Source organism: Streptomyces sp. NPDC058678 (genome assembly GCF_042714835.1).
Classification (GTDB): Bacteria; Actinomycetota; Actinomycetes; order Streptomycetales; family Streptomycetaceae; genus Streptomyces.
Map to the genome: position 1 here is coordinate 1 of NZ_JBHXSG010000010.1, position 22,060 is coordinate 22,060.

Here is a 22,060-nt window from a genome sequence, read left to right on the forward strand (position 1 = left end):
GTGTCAGCACCGGGCGCCCCCTCCGTCGTACACGGGTGGGTCAGGCGATGTGGTCCTCCTCCAGTTCCGCCGCGTGACGGTTCTGGAAGCGCATGACCATGCGCTTGGCCTCGGCGTCCGGGATGGGGGAGCCGTAGGTCGCTTCCACGTCGTAGCTGAACTGGCTCGGCGTCGGGTAACCGCTGCCGCTCATCGACGACTGCTTGAATATCTGGTAGTACGACTCCTCGTCCGGCTCGACGATCGGGGTGCCGCCGCCCTCGCCCAGCTCGCGGCTGCGGCCCGGGCCCACCGGGATGGGGAAGGAACCCGTCTCCTCCGGGGAGGGCTCCTGGACCGGGGGCTCCTCCTGGTACTGGTCCTGGTACTGCTCGGCGTGCTGCTCCTGCGCGTACCACTCGGCGTACTGCTCCGACGGGTCGTACGTCGGGTCGTAGCCGCCCTGGTACGCGGTCTCGTGCGGCGACTGGAACCAGGGGTTCTGGTTGTCGTCGAGGGGCTGGCCGAGCGGCTCTGCCTGCTGTTGCGCCTGCTGTTGCGCCGACTGCTGGGGCTGGGGCTGGGGCTGCGACGGCGGTTGCTGCTGCGGTTGCTCCTGCGATTGCTCCTGCTGTGCCGCGGGGGCCGGGGCCAGGGCGGGCGCCTCCGCCGTGGGTGCGGTCTGCGCCTCCACCGGTGCAGGGGGCAGCAGGGCGGGTTCGATGCCCGCCGCTGCCAGGCCCGCCGGGGCCGTCCTGGCCAGCGGGACGCCGTACTTCGCCAGCCGCAGCGGCATCAGGGACTCCACCGGGGCCTTGCGGCGCCAGGAACGGCCGAAGCGGGAGCGTAGGCGCGCCTGGTAGACGAGACGTTCCTGCTCGAGCTTGATGACCTGCTCGTAGGAGCGGAGCTCCCACAGCTTCATCCGCCGCCACAGGAGGAACGTGGGGACGGGGGACAGGATCCAGCGGGTGAGGCGGACTCCCTCCATGTGCTTGTCGGCCGTGATGTCGGCCATGCGGCCGATCGCGTGCCGGGCCGCCTCGACGCAGACCACGAACAGGATCGGGATCACCCCGTGCATGCCCACGGCCAGCGGGTCAGGCCAGGCCGCCGCGCCGTTGAAGGCGATCGTCGCCGCCGTCAGCAGCCACGCCGTCTGGCGCAGCAGGGGGAACGGGATCCGGACCCAGGTCAGGAGCAGGTCGAGGGAGAGCAGGACGCAGATGCCTGCGTCGATGCCGATCGGGAACACGTAACTGAAGTTCCCGAAGCCCTTCTGGAGAGCGAGTTCACGGACGGCGGCGTACGAGCCGGCGAAGCCGATTCCGGCGATGACGACCGCACCGGCGACGACCACGCCGATCAGAATCCGGTGCATCCGTGTCAGCTGCAGTGGCGCGGCCACCCGTACTCCCCTCCCGATGCGTGTTGTTGCGCGCAACAGGGTGGCACAGATGTGCTTCGTACGCGTGGCCGGTAGGAATCGGCCGCTCTCCTTCGGGTCTAGGATGCATACATGTCGAAGGTACTGAATAAACTTCCAATCGGAGAGCGGATCGGAATCGCGTTCTCCGGCGGTTTGGACACCTCCGTTGCCGTGGCGTGGATGCGTGAGCGTGGCGCCATCCCTTATGCCTATACAGCCGACATCGGGCAGTACGACGAACCGGATCTGGCCGATGTGCCCGAGCGTGGGCGCACCTACGGGGCCGAACAGGCCCGGCTCGTCGACTGCCGTGAGCCCCTCGTCGAGGAAGGCCTGGCCGCCCTCGCGTGCGGTGCCTTCCACATTCGGTCGGCCGGGCAGACGTACTTCAACACGACCCCCCTCGGCCGCGCGGTCACCGGCACCCTGCTGGTCCGCGCGATGCGCGAGGACGACGTCTCCATCTGGGGCGACGGGTCCACCTACAAGGGCAACGACATCGAGCGGTTCTACCGCTACGGCCTGCTCGCCAACCCCAGCCTGCGGATCTACAAGCCGTGGCTCGACCAGGCCTTCGTCGCCGAGCTCGGCGGCCGGCACGAGATGTCAGCCTGGCTGACGCAGCGCGACCTGCCCTACCGGGACTCCGCAGAGAAGGCGTACTCCACCGACGCCAACATCTGGGGCGCCACGCACGAGGCCAAGCGCCTGGAGCACCTCGACACCTCGCTCGAGATCGTGTCCCCGATCATGGGCGTCCCGTTCTGGGACCCCGAGATCGACATCCCGGCCGAGGACGTCACCGTCGAGTTCGAGAACGGCCGCCCCGTACGGATCAACGGCCGCGCCTTCCCCACCGCCGTCGAGCTGGTGCAGGAGGCCAACCTCATCGGCGGCCGGCACGGCCTCGGCATGTCGGACCAGATCGAGAACCGCATCATCGAGGCCAAGAGCCGCGGCATCTACGAGGCCCCCGGCATGGCCCTGCTGCACCTGGCCTACGAGCGGCTGCTCAACGCCATCCACAACGAGGACACCATCGCCATGTACCACGGCGAGGGGCGTCGGCTCGGGCGGCTGCTCTACGAGGGCCGATGGTTCGACCCGCAGGCGCTCATGCTCCGCGAGAGCCTGCAGCGCTGGGTCGGCAACCCCGTCACCGGCAGCGTCACGGTGCGGCTGCGCCGCGGCCAGGACTACTCGCTCCTCGACACCCAGGGCCCCTACCTCAGCTACCACCCCGAGAAGCTGTCGATGGAGCGCAGCCACGACCCGGCGTTCGCCCCGGACGACCGCATCGGCCAGCTGACCATGCGCAACCTCGACATCGCCGACTCGCGCAGCAAGCTCGAGCAGTACGCGGCGCAGGGCCAGCTCGCGGCCTGGGGCGGGCTCATCGGCGAGCTGCCTCCGGGCGGCGCGGACGCCATCGCGGCGGGCAGCTACGAAGGTGCCGTGCCGGTGGACTCCGACGCGCTCGACCAGGCGGCGATCGAGTCGGGTACGGACTGACCTGCGGTCCGTGCCCGACCCGGGCGCGGCACACCGGCCACGGCGACGCCCCGGAGCGGGGGCGTCGAGCCGGTGAGGCCCGTCAGCTCTTCTTCGCGGCCGACTTGGACGGAGACGCCGACGCGGACGGAGACGCCGACTTCGACGCCGACGCGGACGGCGAGGGGCTCGTCTTGCCCGAGCCCCCCGTGCCGGACCCCGTGCCGCCCTCGCCGTTCGCCGACGACACCGCCGCCACCGCCTCCTTGGCGGCCTTCTGGGCGAGCTTCGTCAGGGTGGCCGCGCTCGGGGTCTTCTCACCGGCGAGGCCCGCGCCGTTGTAGTCGACCGTGATGACGACGTTCTCGGCGCGCGTGACGACCGTCTGCTGCCTGAAGGAGCCCTCCTTCTTCTTCAGGTCGTACGTCACCGTCGTCGCCGCGTCACCCGTCCCGCTCACCGGTTGCGACTTGACGCTCTTCGCACCGTCCACCGCCTGGGCGTCCTGGACCTGCTTCTCGTAGTACGTCTGCGCCTGCTCGTCACCCGCGCCACGTGAGACGTCCGACTCGAAGCGGAGCAAAGAGACGTTCAGCCAGCGGAACTGGGAGCCCTTCACGCCGTTGTTGTCGAGGCTGCTCCAGGAGCAGCTGGCACGCGCCGACGTGTCGTCCGAGGTGCCCTGCTTGCCCGACTTCGGCGCCTTCGGCACCAGTTCGCCCAACGTCTTCTTCTCGAACACCGCACACGGCTCCGGAAGCGACTTGTACGTCGCCGCCTGCACCGTCGGCGAAGGGCTCGCGGAAGCCGACGCGGCGATGTCCGCGCTCTTGCCGCCGGTGTCGTCGGATCCGGAGTCCGAGGAGCAGCCGGCGGCGATCAGCATCACGGGGACTGCGGCCGCGCTGACAAGTACGCGGTGGAGGCGCTTCGCCCGCTGGTCTCGCTCGTCACGCTGCTCTGCCTGTGCTGGTCGCTGCATGGTTCCTTCACTCATGACGCTTGTGGTTCCTGCCGTCGGATCTGGTCCGAGGGGCCACGGTACGCGGTGAGGGAGTTGTGCGGTCTCGCTTCGGCCGCTTTGTGCGCGGGCGTGAGGGGGCTGTGAAGGGCCGCTAGCCGGCCAGTGAGTCCGCCAGCTGAACGGCCAGTTTACTGGCCTTGTCCTGCATTTCCTTGCTGTCCGGTGCCACGCCGATCGTCGCCGGCTGCTCCACGTACTCGATCGTCACGATCACGTTCGACGTGCGGAACGCCACAGTCACCGTGCGCTGCTGGGCCGTTGAACCGGAACTGCTCAACGCGTCGTCCAGGAACGCCTCGTCGCCGAGATCGTCGAGCAGACGCGGCTGGAGGTCGCTCGGGGTGGCGGAGACCGTGGAGGAGGGCGAGCCCGAGGAGGAGGGGGCGGACGAGGGGGGGGAGGACGCCGAGGCGGCGTCGGTCGGCGCGGTGGTGCTCGTGTCGCCGGTGCTGCCGGTGTCGCCGGTGTCGCCCGTGTCGCCTGTGTCGACGTCCGACGTGGCGCTGGTGCTCGCCGCCACGGGGAGGTCGGCCGCCTCCTCCTTCGTCGCGAAGACCTGCTGGGCCTGGGTGTCGTCGCTCACCGAGGTGTCGTACGAGACCACTCGCTCGAAGTCGACGAGCAGATGGTCGGTGGCGTCCGGCGACTCCACCTTCCAACGGCAGCCGACCTTGCGGTCGGTGTCGTAGGTGGGCGTGGCCTCGCCCGCGTACGCGCTCTCCCGCTGCTCCTCGTCGGTGAGCTGCTTGATGCCGGGCAGGAGCGAGTCGAGGGTGCCCTGGCTGACCGCGCCGCAGGGTTCCGGGAGGACGCTGTACTTGCCGGGCTCGGCCACGGCGGATGCCGTGCCGGCGTCGCCGGGGTTCGCGTCGTCCGTCGTACCGGTGTCTCCCGAGCTGCCGGTGCAGCCGGCCAGCAGGGCCGCGAGGAGCGCGGCGACGCCGGGTACGTACGCCTTCCGCTGCACGGTCAGGCTCCTCTCGACGGAACTCGGTGCCGGGTTCTTCAGTGTCCCCGCTGGTTAATGGCTTGCCGCACGGGGGCGTGCCCTGCAGACAATGTGTATCGCACGCATGGCCGTGGACGCCGGTCCGTTGTCCTTTACGTCGACCTAGGCGCCGCTTTTGCGTTGTGAGACTTCTATTGTGATGTCGGGGGAATGAGGGCGATATGTCGTACGTGGAGATGCCGGGCGCGAAGGTTCCCATCCGTATGTGGGCCGACCCGGCGACGGTCGAGGAAGGCGCGCTGCAGCAGTTGCGGAACGTGGCGACGCTGCCGTGGATCAAGGGCCTGGCCGTCATGCCCGATGTGCATTACGGGAAGGGTGCGACGGTCGGGTCGGTCATCGCGATGCGGGGGGCTGTGTGTCCCGCGGCGGTGGGGGTGGACATCGGGTGCGGGATGTCTGCCGTCAAGACGTCCCTCACCGAGAATGACCTGCCCGGGGATCTGTCGCGACTTCGGTCGAAGATCGAGCAGGCCATTCCGGTGGGGCGGGGGATGCACGACTCCGCCGTTGAGCCGGGGCGTTTCCACGGTCTGGCCACCGCGGGGTGGGACGACTTCTGGGGGCGGTTCGACGGGGTCGCGGAGGCGGTGAAGTTCCGCGCGGAGCGGGCTGCCCTGCAGATGGGGACGCTCGGCGGAGGCAACCACATGATTGAAGTTTGTATTGATCAGTCGAATTCGATCTGGCTCATGCTGCACTCCGGGTCCCGGAACATCGGCAAGGAGCTGGCCGAGTACCACATCGGCGTCGCTCAGAAGCTCCCGCACAATCAGGGTTTGGTCGACCGCGACCTCGCCGTCTTCGTCGCTGACACTCCGCAGATGGCGGCGTACCGGCACGACCTGTATTGGGCGCAGGAGTACGCCAAGTACAACCGCGCGATCATGATGGGGCTCCTGAAGGATGTGATCCGGAAGGAATTCAAGAAGGCGAAGCCGACCTTTGAGACGGAGGTCAGCTGTCACCACAACTACGTGGCCGAGGAACGCTACGAGGGTATGGAACTGCTGGTCACCCGCAAGGGAGCGATCCGGGCGGGTTCCGGCGAGTACGGGATCATCCCGGGCTCGATGGGCACCAGCTCGTACATCGTGAAGGGACTCGGTAACGAGAAGGCCTTCAACTCGGCCTCGCACGGGGCGGGTCGGCGCATGAGCCGGAATGCGGCGAAGCGGCGCTTCACGGTACGGGACCTGGAGGAGCAGACGCGGGGAGTGGAATGCCGTAAGGACTCTGGCGTGCTCGATGAGATTCCGGGCGCTTACAAGAACATCGACCAGGTGATGGAACAGCAGCGGGACCTGGTCGAGGTCGTGGCGAAACTGAAGCAGGTCATTTGCGTGAAGGGATGACGGTCAGGTGAGAGGGCCCAAGGCGACTCGGGCCCTCATCGCGTCACCGCAGCCGCTTCTCCAGCAACGTCACCGCGTACGGGCTGCCCGACCCGCCCTCCTTTTCGCGCTGTTCGCCCACGACCGTGTAGCCGGCCGACTCGTAGTACGCGCGGAGTTGGGGGTTGGAGGCGAGGCAGTCGAGGCGGGCGTACCGGCGGCCTGTTGCCGTGATGCGGGATTCCGCCTCTGCCAGCATGTGGCGGCCCGTGCCGGGTGGGGACGTGTGCGGGGTGGTCATCAGGCGGTGGATGTAGCCGGCGTCGGGTGGGCGGGGGCCCCAGGCGGCCGGGTCGGTCCACCAGAGTTCCCAGGCGCCGACCGGGGTTTCGTTCGCGTACGCGAGCCAGACCTCGCCCTCTTGCATGCGGGTGCGGAAGTGGGTCTCGTCCTTTTCGCCCGGCTGCCATTGGGAGATGCCGCGGGCGAGTTGCCACAGGGCCGAGGTGTCGCGGAGGCGGACCAGGAGCTTCGCGTCGGCCGGGGTGGCCTTGCGGTGGGTCAGGGTCGGGTGGGTGGTGGGGGCCGGTTCGAGGAGGGCCGTGCGGAGGGTCTCCGAGAGGGCTCGGGCGTCCATGCCCAGGGCCTGGGTGACGTACGCCTCGATCGAGCCGTAGCGGGACTTCATCGCGGCGAGGAACAGGCGCATCACCGACGCCGGGGCCCGGCCGAAGCCCGGCCAGGCCGGGGTGCGGCCGTCGTGGCGTGCCTTCCAGTCGGCCAGCAGGGCCGGTGTCGCCAGTTCCGTGAGGCTGAAGTCCTCCGTGACGGTCGTGTCCGGGACGCCGAGGAGGGCCAGGACCAGGGCCGCCAGCTGGCCCGTGCGGTCCTTGCCCGAGGCGCAGTGGAAGACCACGGGGGCGTCCGCCTCCGCTATGAGCTCCAGGGCTCTGCGGATCTCCTTCGTGCCGTCCTCCGCCACCTCCAGGTAGCGCTCCACCAGGTACGGGCCGGGGTCCACGCCGGGGCCCTGGACCGCCTGGTCGTAGGGGCGGTGCTCGATGCTGAGGTTGTGGTACGTGAAGGAGGGGTGCGACGGGACACGGCCCGTGGCGTCGGCCTCCCAGGGGTGGCGGAGGTCGATGACCGTGCCGATGCCGAGGGACAGGAAGCGGTCCCAGTCGGGGGTGCCGGTGTTCAGCTTGCCGAGGGAGTCGGCGCGGTAGAGGCGGCCCGGACGGACGCGGAGTCCGTCCGGGGTCGGGTAGCCGCCCAGGTCGCGGAAGTTGTGCAGCCGGGAGAACGGTAGGTGTCTGTCCACGGACCGGGACCCTATGTCTCCGCCGGGCCGGGTGCTTCCTATTTCGGCGCGTGCGTCATCGCGTAGATCATCACGAAGGCGACGATGTGGATGCCGAAGAGGAAGTAGGCGAGCCACCACCACATCTGGCGTTCGTCGTGGGGCTCCTTGTCCGCCGTCACGACTCCCGGTGGACCTTCGTGTTCGACGCCTGGGCGCGGGGGCGGACGATCAGGAGGTCGATGTTGACGTGGCTGGGGCGGGTGACCGTCCAGGCGATGGTGTCGGCCACGTCGTCGGCGGTGAGGGGCTCTGCCACGCCCTGGTAGACCTTCTCCGCCTTCTCCTTGTCGCCGGCGAAGCGGGTGAGGGCGAACTCGTCCGTCTTGACCATGCCGGGGGCGATCTCGATGACGCGGATCGGGCGGCCGACGATCTCCAGGCGGAGGGTCTCGGCGAGGACGTGGGCGCCGTGCTTGGCGGCCACGTAGCCCGCGCCGCCCTCGTAGGTGCCGTGGCCGGCGGTCGAGGAGACGACGACGACGGTGCCGTCGCCGCTCGCGTCGAGCTTGGGGAGCAGGGCCTGGGTGAGGTTGAGGGTGCCGATGACGTTCGTCTCGTACATCGAGCGCCAGTCGGCCGGGTCGCCGGTGGCCACGGGGTCGGCGCCGAGGGCTCCGCCCGCGTTGTTGACCAGCACGCCGATCGAGGGGAACGCGGTGGCGAACTCGTCCACCGCGGCGCGGTCGGTGACGTCGAGGGCGTACGCGGTCGCCTGGTGGCCGGCCGCGTTGATCTCCTCCGCCAGTGCCTCGATGCGGTCCTTGCGGCGGGCGGTCAGGACGACGCGGTAGCCGGCCTCGGCGAGCCGGCGTGCCGTGGCGGCGCCGATTCCGCTGCTCGCACCGGTGACGACGGCGATGCGGGAGGCGGCGGACGGTGCGGCGGTGGCCATGGGCTGCTCCTCGGACGTGGTCAGAAAGCTGTTCGGCCAGGATAGGCAGGCCCGGTGGCCGGACGGTCGGGCGTCTCGTCCTCCGGTCTGCTCGGATGGGGGCGCGGTGGGAGAATGAGGTGGGTGATCCTTTGATTTCACCGGAGGTGGATCAATGGGACAGGCACGTGAGGTCATGGACCGGCTCACGGACGCGCTGACCGCGCACCCGGACATCAAGGTCATAGGTGAGCTGTATGCCGACGACGCGGTCGCCTTCACCCCCGACGAGGGGGAGATCCGCGGGCGCGACCAGATCGTCGAGTACTGGCGGCAGATGACGGAGGCGGTCCCCGAGGCCACCTACGAGACGCTGCACTCGTACGAGGTCGGCGACACGGCCATCGACGAGGGCTTCTTCAGCGGGAGGAACACCGGGCCGCTGCAGCTGCCCAACGGGGAGACGCTTCCTCCGACCCAGAAGGAGATCAGGATCCGCGGGGTGGACATCGCCACCGTGGCGGACGGCCGGATCGTCGACTACCGGCTCTACTTCGACGAGATGGACTTCCTGGGGCAGCTCGGTCTGCTGCCCGACGAGCCGTCCTGACGGTTCGTCCGGTCAGTTGCCCCGCGGTGCGTACATGATCACCGCCATGCCCGCGAGGCAGATCAGCGCGCCCGTGACGTCCCAGCGGTCCGGGCGGTAGCCGTCCGCGGCCATGCCCCAGGCCAGGGAACCGGCGACGAAGACACCGCCGTACGCGGCGAGGATGCGGCCGAAGTCGGCGTCCGGCTGGAGCGTGGCGACGAAGCCGTAGGCGCCGAGGGCCAGGACGCCCGCGCCGATCCACAGCCACCCGCGGTGTTCGCGCACGCCCTGCCAGACCAGCCAGGCGCCGCCGATCTCGAAGAGGGCGGCGACGACGAAGAGGGCGGCGGAGCGGAGGACGAGCATGCGGGGCAGCCTGCCATGCGTGTGCGGGGGGCCACGCGTCACCTGATGGGCTGCGCCTGTGGTGCCCTCGCAGGTGGGATACATCCCGTACGACCACGGCTGACTGCCGACTGAGGAGTGGTGGCATGCGGGAGCGGGTTCTGCGGGGTCTTGCGGTGTGGGGCGCCGTCGTGGTGGCGGTGGGCGCGGTGGCTCCGGTCGCCTCGGCCGCGGAGCGTCCCGAGGCCGATCTCGCCTATCACGGGTCCGCGACCATGGCCTCCGGGCTGGTCGACGTGCGGTTCACGCCGCGCAATCACGGGCCGTCCGCCGTGCCGGACGCGACGGTGCGGCTGCGCTGGTCCCAGCCGTTGGCGGTCCGGCAGATGCTGCCGGACGGGTGTGCGCGGTCGGGGCGGCGGGTGGTGCTGTGCCGACTGGGGGCGCTGGCCGCGGACGGGCTGGGTAAGCGGGTCGAGCTGGGGGTCTGGCTGCGGGGGGCGCCGTCGGAGGTGCTGGTGGAGATCGACACGGTGTGGAGCGGCGGGGCGGTGGACCGCAACCGGGACAACGACCGGCGGCGGGTGCTGGTCCTGGACACGGGGGACGAGTACTACTTCTGATCGGTTCTGGACAGGCATCGGCGCTGCTCCGCACAGGCGCCGGCGCCGCATCCGTCCCGGCGGCCGGGTCGTACGATCTCTGCGCGGCGCGGAGGAGAGGTGGACGGGATGGCCGGCGGGGCGATGGCGGGCGAGGCGCGTGCGCGGCTGATGGCGGAGCTGTCCACCGTCTCCCGCCGCTACATGGCGTCGTACGCCCTGTTCAACCAGGCGGTCGCCGACCACCTCGGCCTGCACCCCACCGACCTGCAGTGTCTGAACCTGCTCACGCTGGAGGGCGGGCCGGTCACGACCGGCCGCGTCGCCGAGCTGACCGGGCTGACGACCGGGTCGGCGACGCGGCTGGTGGACCGGCTGGAGCGGTCGGGGTACGTCGTAAGGGGACGGGACGCGGCCGACCGGCGGCGGGTGCTGGTGGCGACCGTGCCGGAGCGGATCGCCGAGTTCGGGCGGGTGTGGGAGCGGCTGGGAGGCGGCTGGTCGGCCCTCTTCGACGACCTCGACGACTCCGAACTCGGGCTGCTCGTCGACCACATGAGGCGTACGACGGAGTTCAGCGCGGCGCAGGTGGCGCGGCTGCGGGCGGGCGAGGTCTGAACGTCTTCGGCGACTGGGGCCGCCCGGGTCGAGGGCCGTGGTGCGGCCGGGGTCGAGGTCGAGGACCCGTACGGCATCGGTAGGGGGTGCTGACCCTCCGGGTGGCCGAGACGTACGCCCTGGACGAGGCCCCGAAGGCGCACGCCCGGCTCGCGGAGGGCGGGGTGCGGGGACGGCTGGTGCTCGTCCCCTGAGCGGAGGCCGGCCGGGTCAGGTCAGGATGCCCAGGGTCGTCGCGGCGACCACCGGGGCGGCGTACACCAGCGGGAACGGGATGTGCGCGTACCACCGCGCCCGCGCCACGGTGACGACCGCCCCGGTGAAGTACAGCACCAGGCCGATCCCGGCCGCGATCCCGATGACCGGCACGAACAGGCCGACCAGCAGACCCATGGCCCCGGCGACCTTCGCCGCCCCGAGCCGGGGCCACCACGAGCTCGGCACCTCGTAGTCGGTCAGCGCCTTGGTGATCCACTCGGCCCGGGTGAGGACGACGACCCCGGAGTAGCCCGCCATGGCGGCGGCGAGCAGGGTGACGACGGTGTGGGCGACGGACATGGCGTGCTCCTCATCGGTCGGGCTGCGGTGCGTTCACCGGGTTGACGGGGAGCGGGGCGGAAGTGTGACAGGGCGGCCGACTTCAGGAACGTGCGGTGTCGGCCGAGGCCCGCGGTGTCGGCGTCCGCGAGGGATCCGGCGAGGATCGGGCCGCCGAGGGCGGACAGGCCCATCACCGGCTCGAACAGGTCGAACGCCTGGCCGATCTGGTCGCGGGGCCGAGTGGCGCCCGGGTGATGGCCGGAGCCGTCACGGGCATGTGAGGTCACAAGGTCAGTGCACGGCTTGGGCGTACGCCGTCGGAGGTACGCCCACCGTGGCCGCGAAGTCGCGCACCAGGTGGGCCTGGTCGGCGTAGCCGAGGTCGGCGGCGAGGGCCGCCCAGTCCACCGCCTTGTCCGTCTCCGCCCGCTCCAGCGCCTCGTGGATGCGGTAGCGGAGGATGACCCACTTGGGGCCGACGCCGACGTAGGCGGCGAACAGGCGCTGCAGCAGTCGTACGGACATGCCCTCGGCGCGGGCGAAGTCGGCGACGCGGCGGATCGTGCGGTCGGTGTGGATGCGGTCGACCAGGGCCGTGGCGAGCTCGGCCTGGGGGTCGGGCCGCGGGTCCAGGCCGAGGAGGAAGGTGTCGAGGGCGGCGACCCGGGCCTTCTCCTCGGCCGGGGTGAGGATCGCCGCGGGGTCCGCGTCCGGGAAGACCTCGGGGGAGCGGATCCGGTGCCCCGTCCAGTCGGTGACGGGGTACTCGGGTGCGAAGGGGCGGAAGCCGCCCGGCCGGAACTTTATGCCGCACACCCGGCCCCGGCCTTCCAGCTTCTGCGCGAAGAGGCCCAGCTGGATGCCCGCGACCTCGACGAAGGGCTCCTGGTCCGCGAACTGCTGGAAGACGATGTTGACCGCCGGATGCGGGACCACATGGGAGACGTACGGCTCGGAGAGGTTCCAGTCGATCAGCCAGTACTGCTCGACGAACCGGCGCAGCGGCTCGGCGGGCTCGACGCGGCGGAAGTCCACGTGCGTGAAGAGCTCCGCGGCGTCGACGATGCCTCGGGTGTCACGGCGTACGGGGGCCATGAACCGATCGTAGGACGGGGCACTGACAGTCGTCGGTCAGCCGGAATACGGCGGAGAGGGCGACCGTTCTCAGGATATAGTTCAACGGTCAACAACTTTGGAGGTTGAGCGACCATGCAGTTCGGGATCTTCAGCGTCGGCGACGTCACGCCGGACCCGACCACGGGCCGTACGCCGAGCGAGCGCGAGCGCATCAAGGCCATGGTCGCCATCGCGCTGAAGGCCGAGGAGGTCGGGCTCGACGTGTTCGCCACCGGCGAGCACCACAACCCGCCGTTCGTGCCGTCGTCCCCGACGACCATGCTCGGGTACGTCGCCGCGCGGACGGAGAAGCTGATCCTCTCCACCGCCACCACCCTCATCACCACCAATGACCCGGTGAAGATCGCCGAGGACTTCGCGATGCTCCAGCACCTCGCGGACGGCCGGGTGGACCTGATGATGGGGCGCGGCAACACCGGCCCGGTCTATCCCTGGTTCGGCCAGGACATCCGGGAGGGCATCAACCTCGCCATCGAGAACTACGCCCTCCTGCACCGGCTGTGGCGCGAGGACGTCGTGAACTGGGACGGGAAGTTCCGCACCCCGCTCCAGGGCTTCACCTCCACGCCCCGCCCGCTGGACGGCGTACCGCCGTTCGTCTGGCACGGGTCGATCCGCTCGCCCGAGATCGCCGAGCAGGCCGCCTACTACGGCGACGGGTTCTTCCACAACAACATCTTCTGGCCGGCCGACCACACCAAGCGGATGGTCGAGCTCTACCGGAGCCGTTACGCCCACTACGGGCACGGCACCCCCGAGCAGGCGATCGTCGGCCTGGGCGGCCACGTCTTCATGCGGCGCAACTCGCGGGACGCGGTGCGCGAGTTCCGGCCCTACTTCGACGTCGCCCCGGTCTACGGGCACGGGCCGTCCCTGGAGGACTTCACCGACCAGACACCGCTGACCGTCGGCTCCCCGCAGCAGGTCATCGAGAAGACCCTGGCCTTCCGCGAGTACGCCGGCGACTACCAGCGCCAGCTGTTCCTGGTCGACCACGCCGGGCTCCCGCTGAAGACCGTGCTCGAACAGCTCGACATGCTCGGCGAGGAGGTCGTGCCGGTGCTGCGCAAGGAGTTCGCCGCGAGGCGTCCGGCCGGGGTGCCTCAGGCGCCGACCCACCAGTCCCTGCTCGCGACCGCAACGAAGGGTGTGAACGTCGAATGAAGCTCGTCGTCGTCTCGGCCGGGCTGAGCGTCCCCTCCTCCACCCGGCTGCTGGGAGACCGGCTGGCCGCGGCCGTGGGCCGGGACCTGTCGGCCGAGGTCCAGGTCGTCGAGCTGCGCGACCTCGCCGTGGAGATCGCGCACCATTTCACCAACGGGTTCCCCGGGCGGAAACTGTCCGCCGCGATCGACGCGGTGACCGGGGCCGACGGGCTGATCGTCGTCACGCCGGTGTTCTCGGCGTCGTACAGCGGGCTGTTCAAGTCGTTCTTCGACGTGATCGACAAGGACGCGCTGGCGGGGACGCCGGTGCTGATCGCCGCGACCGGCGGCACCGCCCGGCACTCGCTCGTCCTGGAGCACGCCCTGCGGCCGCTCTTCGCCCACCTGCGGGCCGTCGTCGTCCCCACCGGGGTGTACGCGGCCTCGGAGGACTGGGGTGCCCAGGGGCTGGACGGGCGGATCGAGCGCGCGGCGGGAGAGCTGGCGGCCCTGATGGCGGGGCTGTCGGCGGCCGGGCCGGTCAAGGACGACTTCGCGGTCGTGCCGTTCGAGGAGCGGCTGGCGGCGCTGCGGACCGCAGGGTGAGAGGACGGTAGGGGCGCGCCCCGGGTTGCGCCCCTACCGGTGAGAGGGCAGTAAGAAGGGCACCCGGTGAGCCGTTCATCACGCCGTACGACTGTGCGGGCTTGGCACACTGAGGACGTGCCCCGAACTGTGCTGCTCGCCGAAGACGACCGCGCCATCCGTCATGCGCTGGAGCGCGCTCTGACCCTGGAGGGGTACCGGGTCACCGCGGTCGCCGATGGTGTCGAGGCGTTGGCCCAGGCCCACAAGAGTCCGCCGGACGTCCTCGTACTGGACGTGATGATGCCCGGGATCGACGGGCTGCAGGTCTGCCGGGTACTGCGCGCCGAGGGGGACCGGACTCCGATCCTGATGCTGACGGCGCTCGTGGAGACCCAGGACCGGATCGCCGGGCTGGACGCGGGCGCCGACGACTACGTCGTGAAGCCCTTCGACGTCGAGGAGGTCTTCGCGCGGCTGCGTGCGCTGCTGCGCCGGACCAGCCCGGTCGCCGCGCTGAGCGGCGCGCCGAAGCCGCCGCAGGCGCCCGAGGTTCCCGAGGGCCGGGTCGAGGCGGCCGGGCTGCGCATGGACGTACAGGCGCGGCGGGCCTGGCGCGGGGGGCGGGAGCTGGAGCTGACCCGCACCGAGTTCGAGCTGCTGGAGCTGCTGGTCCGCAACGCGGGCATCGTCCTCGACCACTCCACCATCTACGACCGGATCTGGGGCTACGACTTCGGGCCGGGCTCCAAGAACCTCGCCGTGTACGTCGGCTACCTGCGCCGCAAGCTCGACGAGCCGGGGGCGCCGCTGCTGATCCACACGGTCCGCGGTGTGGGTTACGTGCTGCGGGAGGACTGAGGAGTGGGCCGCCTCGGGCAGCTGCTGGTGAGACGGCGGCCACCGCTCCTGTCGCTGCGGACCACCTTCGCCGTGTCCTTCGCGGCCGTGACCGCCGCCGTCACCGTGCTGGTCGGCGTGCTGTCCTACAGCGCCGCCGCCCGGCTGGTCAGGGTCGACCAGGAGTCCGTGTTCGACCAGGTCGTGCAGGACCTGCGGGACGAGGTGCGCACGCACCGGATGACACCCGACGACTTCTCCTCCTCCGAGCCGGGCCACGACCTCGTCCGGCCCGCCCGCACCGACGTGCAGGTGCTCGGGCCGGACGGCGCCGTCGTCGACCCCGGCCGGCCGGGGCTGCCGGTCGTCGCCGGCGACCGGCGGATCGCGGCCGACGCGGTTTCCGGGACGATGGTCGAGCACAAGGACGTCGACGTCGGCAACGACGTCTACCGCGTCGCGACCGTCGCGCTCGGCGGCGGCCGGGGCGCGGTGCAGGTCGCGCAGGAGTTCAGCGACACCGAGGACCTGCTGCGGGCCCTGCAACAGCGGACGCTGATCCTGATGGTCGCGGTCGTCATCGCGGCCGGGCTGTTCGGCTGGTGGCTGGCCCGGCGCATCACCCGACGGCTGGTGATCCTCACCTCCGCGGCCGAGGACGTCGCCCGCACCCGCCGGCTCGGCATCCAGGTGCCCGTCGCCGGCTACGACGAGGTCGGCCGCCTCGGCCGCGCCTTCGACCGCATGCTCGGGCGGCTCGCCCAGTCCGAGGAGGACCAGCGCCGGCTCGTTCAGGACGCCGGACACGAACTGCGTACGCCGCTGACCTCCCTGCGTACGAACATCTCGTTGCTGCGCAGGATCGACGAGCTGCCCCCTGACACCCGGGACGAGCTGGTCGCGGATCTCGGTCAGGAAGCCCGCGAACTCACCGACCTGGTCAACGAGTTGGTCGACCTCGCGGCCGGGCAGTCCGACACCGAACCGCCCCAGCGGGTCGACCTCGCCGACATCGCCGAGGACGTCGCCGGGCTCGCCCGCCGCCGCACCGGACGGGAGGTCGTCGTCCGCGCGAGCGGTGACACGACGACCGACGGCCGCCCGGGGATGCTCCAGCGTGCGCTGTCCAACCTCGTCGAGAACGCGGCCAAGTTCGACCGCGACGGCACCGCGCCCATCGAGATCAAGGTCAGCGGTCCGGCCCGGCCCGGAACCGTCCGGGTCGAGATCCTCGACCGGGGGCCCGGCATCGCCGACGCCGACCTGGTCCGCGTCTTCGACCGCTTCTACCGCGCCGCCGACGCACGTTCCCTGCCGGGCTCCGGCCTCGGCCTGTCCATCGTGCGGGAGGTGGCACTCGCGCACGGGGGAGCACCCTTCGCCGTGCGGCGCGAGGGGGGCGGGACGGTGATCGGGTTCACGGTGGGCGGGGGCTGAGGTGGCAGACGGGCATCCGCGCGGGCCGCGCGGGGGTGCGGACGGCATCGCGGACGGTCGGCCCGGGCCGGTGTCCGAGTCGTCCGGCACGGGTCGGCGGTCGCGTCGCCGGTGCCGCGCTCTCCGGGCGCGACCGCATCGCGGTGGCCGGTGCCGGGGGCGACGCCTTGATCCTCGTACGGGTCCTCGTACGGGACGACGTGCTGCGGGAGGGCGGGTCCCACGTACGACCGTTCGGAGTCGCGGAGTTGATCGACGTCTCCGTGCGCGGGTGCCCGCGGGCCGGACTTCGGTCGGTGACTTGGCCGGTCCGCCCGTTCGGTCCGCCCGTTCGCTTCGGTCGCCGGTCCTTCGCCGGTCCTTCGCCGGCCCGGTCGGCCGGCGGGCCCGAGGAGTACGCTGGGATGACCGAGGATATTCCGTGCACCGGCCTCCACGCCTGTGTCGTTTTCGGTGATCGAAGACGCCGGGCCGGTCGTGATCGGCCTGGGGCAGGGTCTGCGCCATGGCTGCGACCATCACCCGCTCGTCGACACTCGAGGACCGGGCCTCGGCCCCCACACTTCGCCTTTCCCTGGCTCCAGTCGGCTCCGCGCCGGCGCTCCTGGACGGCGCCTGGTGGCCCCGCACCCGGGACCTCGCGGCCGAACTCCCCTCCCTGACAGCCGTACTCGACCCGCTGTGGGGGCGGATCACCCGCCTGACCGTGAATCCCACCCACTGGTCGAGCGTCCCGCGCAAGGTGTCCGTAGCCGGCCGCGTGGTGAAGGTGGGCTGGTTCCACGGCGAGCAGGACCCGCACGAACTGCTGCTGCTCTCCTACCGCGTGGGCCGCTGGAACCTGCTGGTGATCCCGCCGCAGACGACTCCCGCCGCGGCCGCCCGGCTGATGGCCGCCGCGAGCGACCCACGGCGCACGTCGACCGCCAGCCGGTTGATGGAGGAGGAGTACCCGGCGCCACTTCCGCATCAGAATCAGCCGACAACAGGGAGGTGATGGCCATGGAGGTCATCGTGACCGTGGTCGTGATCCTGGCGATGACCGCCGTGGGCGTGTACCTCATCCGACGGCTCAACGCCCAGCACGACGAGCGCATCGCCGCCTTCCACTACGGCTCACCCCGCCCCGCTCTCCGGGTGCCGGTGCCGACCCGTCCGTGGAAGACGCGCCGCGTCCGCAAGGGACAGCAGGAGGCCGACGCTCCCGATGGGTCGTAGGCCCGACGAGGACGCCCCCCCCGGAGAGGAGCCATGACCCTTCCCCGACTGAACGTGCACCGGCACGACCGAACCGCCCTTGTCGGCCGCAACACCCGTGCCCTCGTCACCCAGGGCGGTGGTGCGCTGTGACGATCGCCAACACGCCGTCGCCCTCGCACGGGGTTCGCCTGCGCCGGCTGAGCCGCTGGCAGGCCGAGACCCTGCGGGAGGACCTGGCCGACCTGTACGTGGAGTCCTCGAGGGCGCGGCCCCGCAGGGAGTACGACGGCCGGGAGGGATTCCTGCGCCGGCTGACCGGCGACATGCGCCGGCCCGGGTTCGCCCTGCTGGTCGGAGAGGACACGGCCTTCGTCGGGTGCGTCTACGGATTCCCCGTACGGCGCGAGGGGGCGTGGTGGCGGGGATTCGTCGGAGCCCTTCCCCGGAGCGTGGAACAACTCACCGAGTCCGGACACGTCTTCGCGATCGCCGAGACCCTGGTCCACCCCCGCACGATGGACCGGAACCTCGCCCGCCGGCTCCATGAACGCCTGCTCGCCGACCACCACGCCACCCTCGGGGCGACGCTGGTCGACCGGACCGACTCCACGGCCTTCGACGCCTTCCTGTCCTGGGGTTGGCAGGACATCGGCCACGTCCGCCGACCGTCGCACCCGGCGAGCCCGCGCCCGTCGGCCCCGGAGGTACTCCGCGCCCTGGTCCTTCCCCTCGGCCCGCACACCGCCACCGGCCGGCCGGACGGATCGTCTACTTCGCCGGGCTGAAGGGCGGGGCCGGTGCCGTGGCGTCAGGCTCAAGCGTGCCGGCTGCGGCCCCTGAGCAGGGCCGACCCCGCGCCCAGGGAGACGACCGCCATGCCGATGCTGGTCGCGATGCCCTTCGCGCTGTCGTCGATCAGGGGGGCGGCCAGGGCGACGGTGAGGTTGAAGAGGAACAGGAACCACAGGACGGGGCGGGAGGAGAGCAGCGCCTTCATGGGAGGTGCCTTTCGGGGAGAGGGTGGATCTCCCCGACGGGGAGCCGTTGACCTTGTGAGATCACCGATCCCGTCATCGGGCCGCCGTCACGAGGGAGTGCTCTCCCCAACCGGTGGTGGAGCCCGCTCCACCTCTGTGCGACTCCCGCACCGCCACATCGCCGCTCAGCCGGCGACCTTCAGCATCTGTGCCATCGCGGTGACCACCGACGGCTCCACCCGGTAGTAGACCCAGGTGCCGCGTCGCTCGGAGGTGAGGAGACCGGCCTCCTTGAGCTTCTTCAGGTGGTGGGAGACGGTCGGCTGGGAGACGCCGACGTCGGAGATGTCGCACACGCATGCCTCGCCGCCCTCGTGCGAGGCCACGAGCGAGAACAGCCGGAGCCGGACCGGGTCACCGAGCGCCTTGAACATCCGTGCCGTCCGCTCGGCCTCGTCGGCGGTCAGGGGCCGTTCGGTCAACGGCGGGCAGCAGGGCACGGCGGCCTCCGGGGCGGCCGCCGAGGCGGGCTCCAGCAGAGGCAGCACCTTCAAATTCGACATGCGTCTATGTTGACATACATCGAACCACTCGGGGCAGCGTCGGCGCGTGGAACTCACCGAGGCCGGAGGCCAGGTCCCGGCCCAGCCAGTAGCGGCGCGGTTCGGCGAGCATGACGTCGACGCTGACGGCGAGGATGCCGGGGATGGCAAGTTCGTCGTCGATGAAGAGCGCCAGGGCGGAGCGGTCGGTGACCAGACCCGGGGCGAGGACGGACATGTCGCCGGCCAACTTCGTGGCCGTGCTCGGGTTGCCGGTGCTGTGCGGCATGGGCGCGGTCGGCGACGGCGCTCACGCCCGGGGCGAGTTCATCCATCCCGACACGGTGCCCGCGCAGACGGCACTGGTCGCCTGACTGCTCGGACGGCTCACGCGGCCGCTGCGCGGCTGAACCCGGCGACGACGCCCGTCGGGCTCGTCCGGAGGGCGGGGTCCGAAACCGTTCCTAGAGACTGAGCGGGAGTGAGTCCTGTTGCCAGGTCTCATGCTCGGCCGAACGCCCCGGACGGTGTTGGGCGTTCTGGTTTCCCGCGTTCGCTCCGCGTCCGGGCGGCACGGATCGTGTCCGTGGTCCGGGGATGCGGGGGCGGGTTCCCTCACGCCCAAGGTCACCTGGTCGGGCCTGGACGGTCCGATGCCCCACACGATCACTCCGGTCGTGTGGGGGCGGTGCCGTCCGTCGCCGGATCGGGTGTCCCTGGGCGCGCCTTCCGATCGCCACGGCAGCAGCATCGTGGCGAGTGGTGGTGCGGGTCGTGGTGGTGAGGGGTTTCTCCCAGTGCTGGGCGCCCCAGCGGCTGGTGTAGGCCGGGTCCACGGTAATGACCGCGATACCTGTGGCGTCGGCCATCGAGGACAGCCGGGCGCGGAGCTTCCCGGTAGGCATGCCGGAAATCAACTGCCGGAAGCGCTTCCGGCGGCCGTGCTTCTCCCGGGTCTTCTCCGCGCCGAAGTCCAGGTCCTCGACAGCGATCGCCTTCACACCACAGGTGCGGGCCCAGTGCAGGAGACGGGTCAGGGCGTGGCGGACCTGGGCTTCACGGTGCTCGGCGGTGCCGGACAGGTCGTAGCAGAAACGGCGCGGGCTGCCGGTCGGGTTGCCGTGGATGTCCAGGCGCCAGCAGGCCAGGTGGTCGGCGTTCATGTCTACACCGATCACCCCGTGGGCGAGCGCCGCTTCGATCGGGAGGGTCGAGGAGGGCGGAATCTGCCAGGAGGCGGTCAGGTACCAGCGGTCCCGGCCGGTATCGAGGTGGATGCGGTAGGCGATCGCCCGGTCGGCCTCGACGCGGTCCGCCCACTCGGTGCCCCGGTGCGCGAACATGACCCGGCCGGCCAGGACGTACCGCCCGTGCGTCGCGTTCGCCAGATACGCCAGCGGGGCCGGGAGTTTGATGCTCACCTCGCCGTCCGGGCTGATACGGATCGTCTCGTTGCCGTAGCGCTTGCCGGACTCCCCGTCCGCCTGACAGAACCAGCGCTCCGCCTCCCAACGCCCACGCCACGCGGACTCGGTGAGCTGGGCCTCCTCCAGGTGGTGGCGGGTGCGGGCCAGGCGCTTGCCGCCGCGCGCGACGTGCACGATGCCAGCCTCACGATCGGCGCGCGCGGCAGCCAGCCGGTCCTCCAGTCCCCGCAGCCGCCTCGACTTCGCATGCCACTCCCGCGCCGACCGGTAACCCCCGGCCGCCTTCTTCGTCCCCTTCTGTCCGACCGGCTGGGACAGTCGGTGCTCGATGGTGCGGATACCGGCTTCCAGGTTCTGCAGGTGCGCCGACTGGCCACGGCGGGCCAGCGCCCACTGGCCATGCGTGGCCTTGGTGATACCGCCCGCCCACCGCGACGACGAGAGGGGCGTCAGCTCCCGCTTACGCACCGCCCACCTCTCACCGGAATGCTCCAGGCCGTCCCGGCAACGCGCCTTGAGATCCCTCGAAGCCAGCGATCCCAAATGCGCACCCACCAGACGCAGCACCTCCTCATCATCCGGCGTCAGGTGCTTGAGACGGGTCCGGACGGCCACACCACTGGGACCGGACGCGACGAACGACGCCGCCACATTCCGCAGCTCACCCACCCCTGTCACCCCCACCCGATGCCGACCGAAGATCCCGTCGTCATGAGAAACGAGCACCACCCGCGAAGGTCACACATTCGATGAGAGAACGTCAGTTCCCCACCGAAACCCACCCCCACGACCGAGGCGCGCGATACGACACAGCCCAGCAGCACTCGCTCCCGCTCACCAGAACGCTCGTGAACACACTCCAGCGGCAGTAGCTCCAAACCCCGCCCGGCACTCAGGAAACCTCAGCTCACGGCCACACCAGGCAGTACGGCTGATGCCCCGCCTCATGCAAGCGGTGCGAGAAGTCCTGCCACTCGTGCAGCGATTGGGAGGGGCGGGCGACTGACCTGGGGTTTGTCGGTGATAAGTGCGTTGACCTGCGAAAACCCTTCTCCGTAGTTCTCACCGGTCCACGCCGTTTCCCAGGCTCATGTGCCCTGGATGTGCCCTCGCGGGTGTGTCACCGGCCGAGGCTCCGGTCCTGCCATCCTGACCCCGACCCGGGCGCCCCACTGAACACCCACGCCTGGACGCGCCCCTGTGTGCCCTTTACGATCTATATGGCGATATTGCGGAGGGCTTTCCGATGGTACGGCCGGTTTCCTTGGGCGACACGCGGGTGCGCGCAGTGAGCGAGGCGCTGAGACCGTACGCGTGGCGCGGTCTCACCCCCGAAATGGTCAGCCGTCTCGCGCTCGCCGCGATCAACGGACATGGAGCGGCCGGCGGGGCGCCGGTGACCCGCCGTGACGTGCGGATCGGGGTACTCGTGGATTTCCTCGCGGGCTGCCGGTGGCGCTCGCTGACGGCCGGCGCCGTGAGCCGCCAGTTGGTGACCGCTCTGGACACGTGGCGCCACGAGAGCCAATGGCTTGAGATCGAGTTGCGCTGGCTGCTGGACGGAGACGGCTGA

The 22,060-nt window shown here is 70.7% G+C and carries 25 protein-coding genes and 4 pseudogenes; 16 read left to right on the forward strand and 13 right to left on the reverse strand.

Going from position 1 to position 22,060, the window contains the following annotated elements:
* Positions 1 to 40: 40 nt before the first annotated feature.
* Entirely contained in the window at positions 41 to 1,387 is a 1,347-nt protein-coding gene (locus ACFWWR_RS12190) for a DUF2637 domain-containing protein (protein ID WP_383874863.1), read from the reverse strand.
* Between the two features lie 111 nt (positions 1,388 to 1,498).
* Between ACFWWR_RS12190 and argG the strand changes: the two genes are divergently transcribed.
* Positions 1,499 to 2,920 carry an argininosuccinate synthase gene (argG, locus tag ACFWWR_RS12195; RefSeq protein WP_383874862.1) on the forward strand — a complete coding sequence of 474 codons (1,422 nt, stop codon included), beginning with the start codon at positions 1,499 to 1,501 and terminating at the stop codon, positions 2,918 to 2,920.
* 82 nt (positions 2,921 to 3,002) lie between these two features.
* Here argG and ACFWWR_RS12200 read toward each other — a convergent pair whose 3' ends face one another.
* Positions 3,003 to 3,881, reverse strand: a complete 879-nt coding sequence (locus ACFWWR_RS12200) for a DUF3558 domain-containing protein (protein ID WP_384303103.1) — start codon at positions 3,879 to 3,881, stop codon at positions 3,003 to 3,005.
* Between the two features lie 133 nt (positions 3,882 to 4,014).
* On the reverse strand, positions 4,015 to 4,890 hold the full coding sequence (locus tag ACFWWR_RS12205) for a DUF3558 domain-containing protein (protein WP_383874858.1): 876 nt from the start codon (positions 4,888 to 4,890) through the stop codon (positions 4,015 to 4,017).
* A gap of 203 nt (positions 4,891 to 5,093) precedes the next feature.
* Between ACFWWR_RS12205 and ACFWWR_RS12210 the strand changes: the two genes are divergently transcribed.
* Entirely contained in the window at positions 5,094 to 6,287 is a 1,194-nt protein-coding gene (locus ACFWWR_RS12210; RefSeq protein WP_384303105.1) for an RtcB family protein, read from the forward strand.
* A gap of 43 nt (positions 6,288 to 6,330) precedes the next feature.
* On the opposite strand, the gene ACFWWR_RS12215 is transcribed toward ACFWWR_RS12210, so the two are convergent.
* Genes ACFWWR_RS12215 through ACFWWR_RS12225 form a run of 3 tightly spaced genes read right to left on the reverse strand, consistent with a single transcriptional unit; the run spans position 6,331 to position 8,521 of the window.
* Positions 6,331 to 7,587 (reverse strand): GNAT family N-acetyltransferase, encoded by a 1,257-nt coding sequence (locus tag ACFWWR_RS12215; protein ID WP_384303107.1) that lies wholly within the window; start codon positions 7,585 to 7,587, stop codon positions 6,331 to 6,333.
* A gap of 38 nt (positions 7,588 to 7,625) precedes the next feature.
* Positions 7,626 to 7,748, reverse strand: coding sequence for a hypothetical protein (locus ACFWWR_RS12220; RefSeq protein WP_383874852.1), 123 nt, complete (start codon positions 7,746 to 7,748; stop codon positions 7,626 to 7,628).
* Positions 7,745 to 8,521 (reverse strand): SDR family NAD(P)-dependent oxidoreductase, encoded by a 777-nt coding sequence (locus tag ACFWWR_RS12225; RefSeq protein WP_383874850.1) that lies wholly within the window; start codon positions 8,519 to 8,521, stop codon positions 7,745 to 7,747. The genes ACFWWR_RS12220 and ACFWWR_RS12225 overlap by 4 nt, the downstream gene beginning before the upstream one ends.
* Positions 8,522 to 8,675: 154 nt before the next feature.
* On the opposite strand from ACFWWR_RS12225, the gene ACFWWR_RS12230 reads away from it, so the two are divergent.
* On the forward strand, positions 8,676 to 9,110 hold the full coding sequence (locus ACFWWR_RS12230; protein ID WP_383874848.1) for an ester cyclase: 435 nt from the start codon (positions 8,676 to 8,678) through the stop codon (positions 9,108 to 9,110).
* Between the two features lie 12 nt (positions 9,111 to 9,122).
* Here the strand turns inward: ACFWWR_RS12230 and ACFWWR_RS12235 are convergent, their stop codons facing one another.
* Positions 9,123 to 9,458 carry a YnfA family protein gene (locus ACFWWR_RS12235; protein ID WP_217235336.1) on the reverse strand — a complete coding sequence of 112 codons (336 nt, stop codon included), beginning with the start codon at positions 9,456 to 9,458 and terminating at the stop codon, positions 9,123 to 9,125.
* A gap of 125 nt (positions 9,459 to 9,583) precedes the next feature.
* On the opposite strand from ACFWWR_RS12235, the gene ACFWWR_RS12240 reads away from it, so the two are divergent.
* The 3 genes and pseudogenes from ACFWWR_RS12240 to ACFWWR_RS12250 all read left to right on the forward strand — a co-directional run.
* The gene (locus ACFWWR_RS12240; RefSeq protein ID WP_383874846.1) at positions 9,584 to 10,060 is read left to right on the forward strand and encodes a hypothetical protein; all 477 of its coding nucleotides are present in this window, start codon (positions 9,584 to 9,586) and stop codon (positions 10,058 to 10,060) included.
* 123 nt (positions 10,061 to 10,183) lie between these two features.
* Entirely contained in the window at positions 10,184 to 10,657 is a 474-nt protein-coding gene (locus tag ACFWWR_RS12245; protein ID WP_383874871.1) for a MarR family winged helix-turn-helix transcriptional regulator, read from the forward strand.
* Between the two features lie 83 nt (positions 10,658 to 10,740).
* A pseudogene (locus ACFWWR_RS12250) lies at positions 10,741 to 10,851 on the forward strand (zinc-binding dehydrogenase); the annotation flags it as partial.
* 16 nt (positions 10,852 to 10,867) lie between these two features.
* Here the strand turns inward: ACFWWR_RS12250 and ACFWWR_RS12255 are convergent.
* On the reverse strand, positions 10,868 to 11,215 hold the full coding sequence (locus ACFWWR_RS12255) for a DoxX family protein (protein WP_383874844.1): 348 nt from the start codon (positions 11,213 to 11,215) through the stop codon (positions 10,868 to 10,870).
* Positions 11,216 to 11,310: 95 nt separating this feature from the next.
* On the opposite strand from ACFWWR_RS12255, the gene ACFWWR_RS12260 reads away from it, so the two are divergent.
* Positions 11,311 to 11,478 (forward strand): hypothetical protein, encoded by a 168-nt coding sequence (locus ACFWWR_RS12260; RefSeq protein ID WP_383874842.1) that lies wholly within the window; start codon positions 11,311 to 11,313, stop codon positions 11,476 to 11,478.
* A gap of 10 nt (positions 11,479 to 11,488) precedes the next feature.
* Here ACFWWR_RS12260 and ACFWWR_RS12265 read toward each other — a convergent pair whose 3' ends face one another.
* Positions 11,489 to 12,292: a DUF6597 domain-containing transcriptional factor gene (locus ACFWWR_RS12265; protein ID WP_384303109.1), complete on the reverse strand. Its 804-nt coding sequence runs from the start codon at positions 12,290 to 12,292 to the stop codon at positions 11,489 to 11,491.
* Between the two features lie 114 nt (positions 12,293 to 12,406).
* Between ACFWWR_RS12265 and ACFWWR_RS12270 the strand changes: the two genes are divergently transcribed.
* From ACFWWR_RS12270 to ACFWWR_RS12300, 7 genes are all read left to right on the forward strand, one after another.
* Positions 12,407 to 13,498 carry an LLM class flavin-dependent oxidoreductase gene (locus tag ACFWWR_RS12270; protein WP_384303111.1) on the forward strand — a complete coding sequence of 364 codons (1,092 nt, stop codon included), beginning with the start codon at positions 12,407 to 12,409 and terminating at the stop codon, positions 13,496 to 13,498.
* On the forward strand, positions 13,495 to 14,085 hold the full coding sequence (locus ACFWWR_RS12275) for an FMN reductase (protein ID WP_384303113.1): 591 nt from the start codon (positions 13,495 to 13,497) through the stop codon (positions 14,083 to 14,085). The genes ACFWWR_RS12270 and ACFWWR_RS12275 overlap by 4 nt, the downstream gene beginning before the upstream one ends.
* A 129-nt stretch (positions 14,086 to 14,214) precedes the next feature.
* Entirely contained in the window at positions 14,215 to 14,925 is a 711-nt protein-coding gene (locus ACFWWR_RS12280) for a response regulator transcription factor (protein ID WP_383874869.1), read from the forward strand.
* 3 nt (positions 14,926 to 14,928) lie between these two features.
* The gene (locus ACFWWR_RS12285; protein WP_383874835.1) at positions 14,929 to 16,341 is read left to right on the forward strand and encodes an ATP-binding protein; all 1,413 of its coding nucleotides are present in this window, start codon (positions 14,929 to 14,931) and stop codon (positions 16,339 to 16,341) included.
* Positions 16,342 to 16,846: 505 nt separating this feature from the next.
* A complete protein-coding gene (locus ACFWWR_RS12290) occupies positions 16,847 to 17,338 on the forward strand; it encodes a DUF5994 family protein (RefSeq protein ID WP_384303115.1) in 492 nt (163 codons plus the stop codon).
* 5 nt (positions 17,339 to 17,343) lie between these two features.
* Positions 17,344 to 17,559 (forward strand): hypothetical protein, encoded by a 216-nt coding sequence (locus ACFWWR_RS12295; protein WP_383874832.1) that lies wholly within the window; start codon positions 17,344 to 17,346, stop codon positions 17,557 to 17,559.
* A gap of 128 nt (positions 17,560 to 17,687) precedes the next feature.
* Positions 17,688 to 18,326, forward strand: a complete 639-nt coding sequence (locus ACFWWR_RS12300; protein WP_383874830.1) for a hypothetical protein — start codon at positions 17,688 to 17,690, stop codon at positions 18,324 to 18,326.
* Between the two features lie 29 nt (positions 18,327 to 18,355).
* Here ACFWWR_RS12300 and ACFWWR_RS12305 read toward each other — a convergent pair whose 3' ends face one another.
* The 3 genes and pseudogenes from ACFWWR_RS12305 to ACFWWR_RS12315 all read right to left on the reverse strand — a co-directional run.
* Positions 18,356 to 18,538 (reverse strand): hypothetical protein, encoded by a 183-nt coding sequence (locus tag ACFWWR_RS12305; protein ID WP_383874828.1) that lies wholly within the window; start codon positions 18,536 to 18,538, stop codon positions 18,356 to 18,358.
* Positions 18,539 to 18,703: 165 nt separating this feature from the next.
* Positions 18,704 to 19,081: an ArsR/SmtB family transcription factor gene (locus ACFWWR_RS12310; protein ID WP_383874827.1), complete on the reverse strand. Its 378-nt coding sequence runs from the start codon at positions 19,079 to 19,081 to the stop codon at positions 18,704 to 18,706.
* A gap of 4 nt (positions 19,082 to 19,085) precedes the next feature.
* Positions 19,086 to 19,310, reverse strand: a pseudogene (locus ACFWWR_RS12315) (hypothetical protein); the annotation flags it as partial.
* Between ACFWWR_RS12315 and ACFWWR_RS12320 the strand changes: the two are divergent.
* Positions 19,300 to 19,434, forward strand: a pseudogene (locus tag ACFWWR_RS12320) (M20 family peptidase); the annotation flags it as partial. The pseudogenes ACFWWR_RS12315 and ACFWWR_RS12320 overlap by 11 nt on opposite strands.
* 90 nt (positions 19,435 to 19,524) lie before the next feature.
* Here ACFWWR_RS12320 and ACFWWR_RS12325 read toward each other — a convergent pair.
* Positions 19,525 to 21,156: pseudogene (locus tag ACFWWR_RS12325) on the reverse strand (IS200/IS605 family accessory protein TnpB-related protein).
* A 619-nt stretch (positions 21,157 to 21,775) separates the two neighbouring features.
* Here ACFWWR_RS12325 and ACFWWR_RS12330 point away from each other — a divergent pair.
* Positions 21,776 to 22,060 carry a hypothetical protein gene (locus tag ACFWWR_RS12330; RefSeq protein WP_383874825.1) on the forward strand — a complete coding sequence of 95 codons (285 nt, stop codon included), beginning with the start codon at positions 21,776 to 21,778 and terminating at the stop codon, positions 22,058 to 22,060.

Bases quoted from the DNA above. Each gene is read 5' to 3' on its own strand.
- ACFWWR_RS12245 (WP_383874871.1), top strand. From the start codon at position 10,184: ATGGCGGGCGAGGCGCGTGCGCGGCTGATGGCGGAGCTGTCCACCGTC.
- ACFWWR_RS12210 (WP_384303105.1), top strand. From the start codon at position 5,094: ATGTCGTACGTGGAGATGCCGGGCGCGAAGGTTCCCATCCGTATGTGG.
- argG (WP_383874862.1), top strand. From the start codon at position 1,499: ATGTCGAAGGTACTGAATAAACTTCCAATCGGAGAGCGGATCGGAATC.
- ACFWWR_RS12270 (WP_384303111.1), top strand. From the start codon at position 12,407: ATGCAGTTCGGGATCTTCAGCGTCGGCGACGTCACGCCGGACCCGACC.
- ACFWWR_RS12200 (WP_384303103.1), bottom strand. From the start codon at position 3,881: ATGCAGCGACCAGCACAGGCAGAGCAGCGTGACGAGCGAGACCAGCGG.
- ACFWWR_RS12230 (WP_383874848.1), top strand. From the start codon at position 8,676: ATGGGACAGGCACGTGAGGTCATGGACCGGCTCACGGACGCGCTGACC.
- ACFWWR_RS12290 (WP_384303115.1), top strand. From the start codon at position 16,847: ATGGCTGCGACCATCACCCGCTCGTCGACACTCGAGGACCGGGCCTCG.
- ACFWWR_RS12305 (WP_383874828.1), bottom strand. From the start codon at position 18,538: ATGAAGGCGCTGCTCTCCTCCCGCCCCGTCCTGTGGTTCCTGTTCCTC.
- ACFWWR_RS12295 (WP_383874832.1), top strand. From the start codon at position 17,344: ATGGAGGTCATCGTGACCGTGGTCGTGATCCTGGCGATGACCGCCGTG.
- ACFWWR_RS12265 (WP_384303109.1), bottom strand. From the start codon at position 12,292: ATGGCCCCCGTACGCCGTGACACCCGAGGCATCGTCGACGCCGCGGAG.
- ACFWWR_RS12255 (WP_383874844.1), bottom strand. From the start codon at position 11,215: ATGTCCGTCGCCCACACCGTCGTCACCCTGCTCGCCGCCGCCATGGCG.
- ACFWWR_RS12275 (WP_384303113.1), top strand. From the start codon at position 13,495: ATGAAGCTCGTCGTCGTCTCGGCCGGGCTGAGCGTCCCCTCCTCCACC.
- ACFWWR_RS12240 (WP_383874846.1), top strand. From the start codon at position 9,584: ATGCGGGAGCGGGTTCTGCGGGGTCTTGCGGTGTGGGGCGCCGTCGTG.
- ACFWWR_RS12225 (WP_383874850.1), bottom strand. From the start codon at position 8,521: ATGGCCACCGCCGCACCGTCCGCCGCCTCCCGCATCGCCGTCGTCACC.
- ACFWWR_RS12235 (WP_217235336.1), bottom strand. From the start codon at position 9,458: ATGCTCGTCCTCCGCTCCGCCGCCCTCTTCGTCGTCGCCGCCCTCTTC.
- ACFWWR_RS12310 (WP_383874827.1), bottom strand. From the start codon at position 19,081: ATGTCGAATTTGAAGGTGCTGCCTCTGCTGGAGCCCGCCTCGGCGGCC.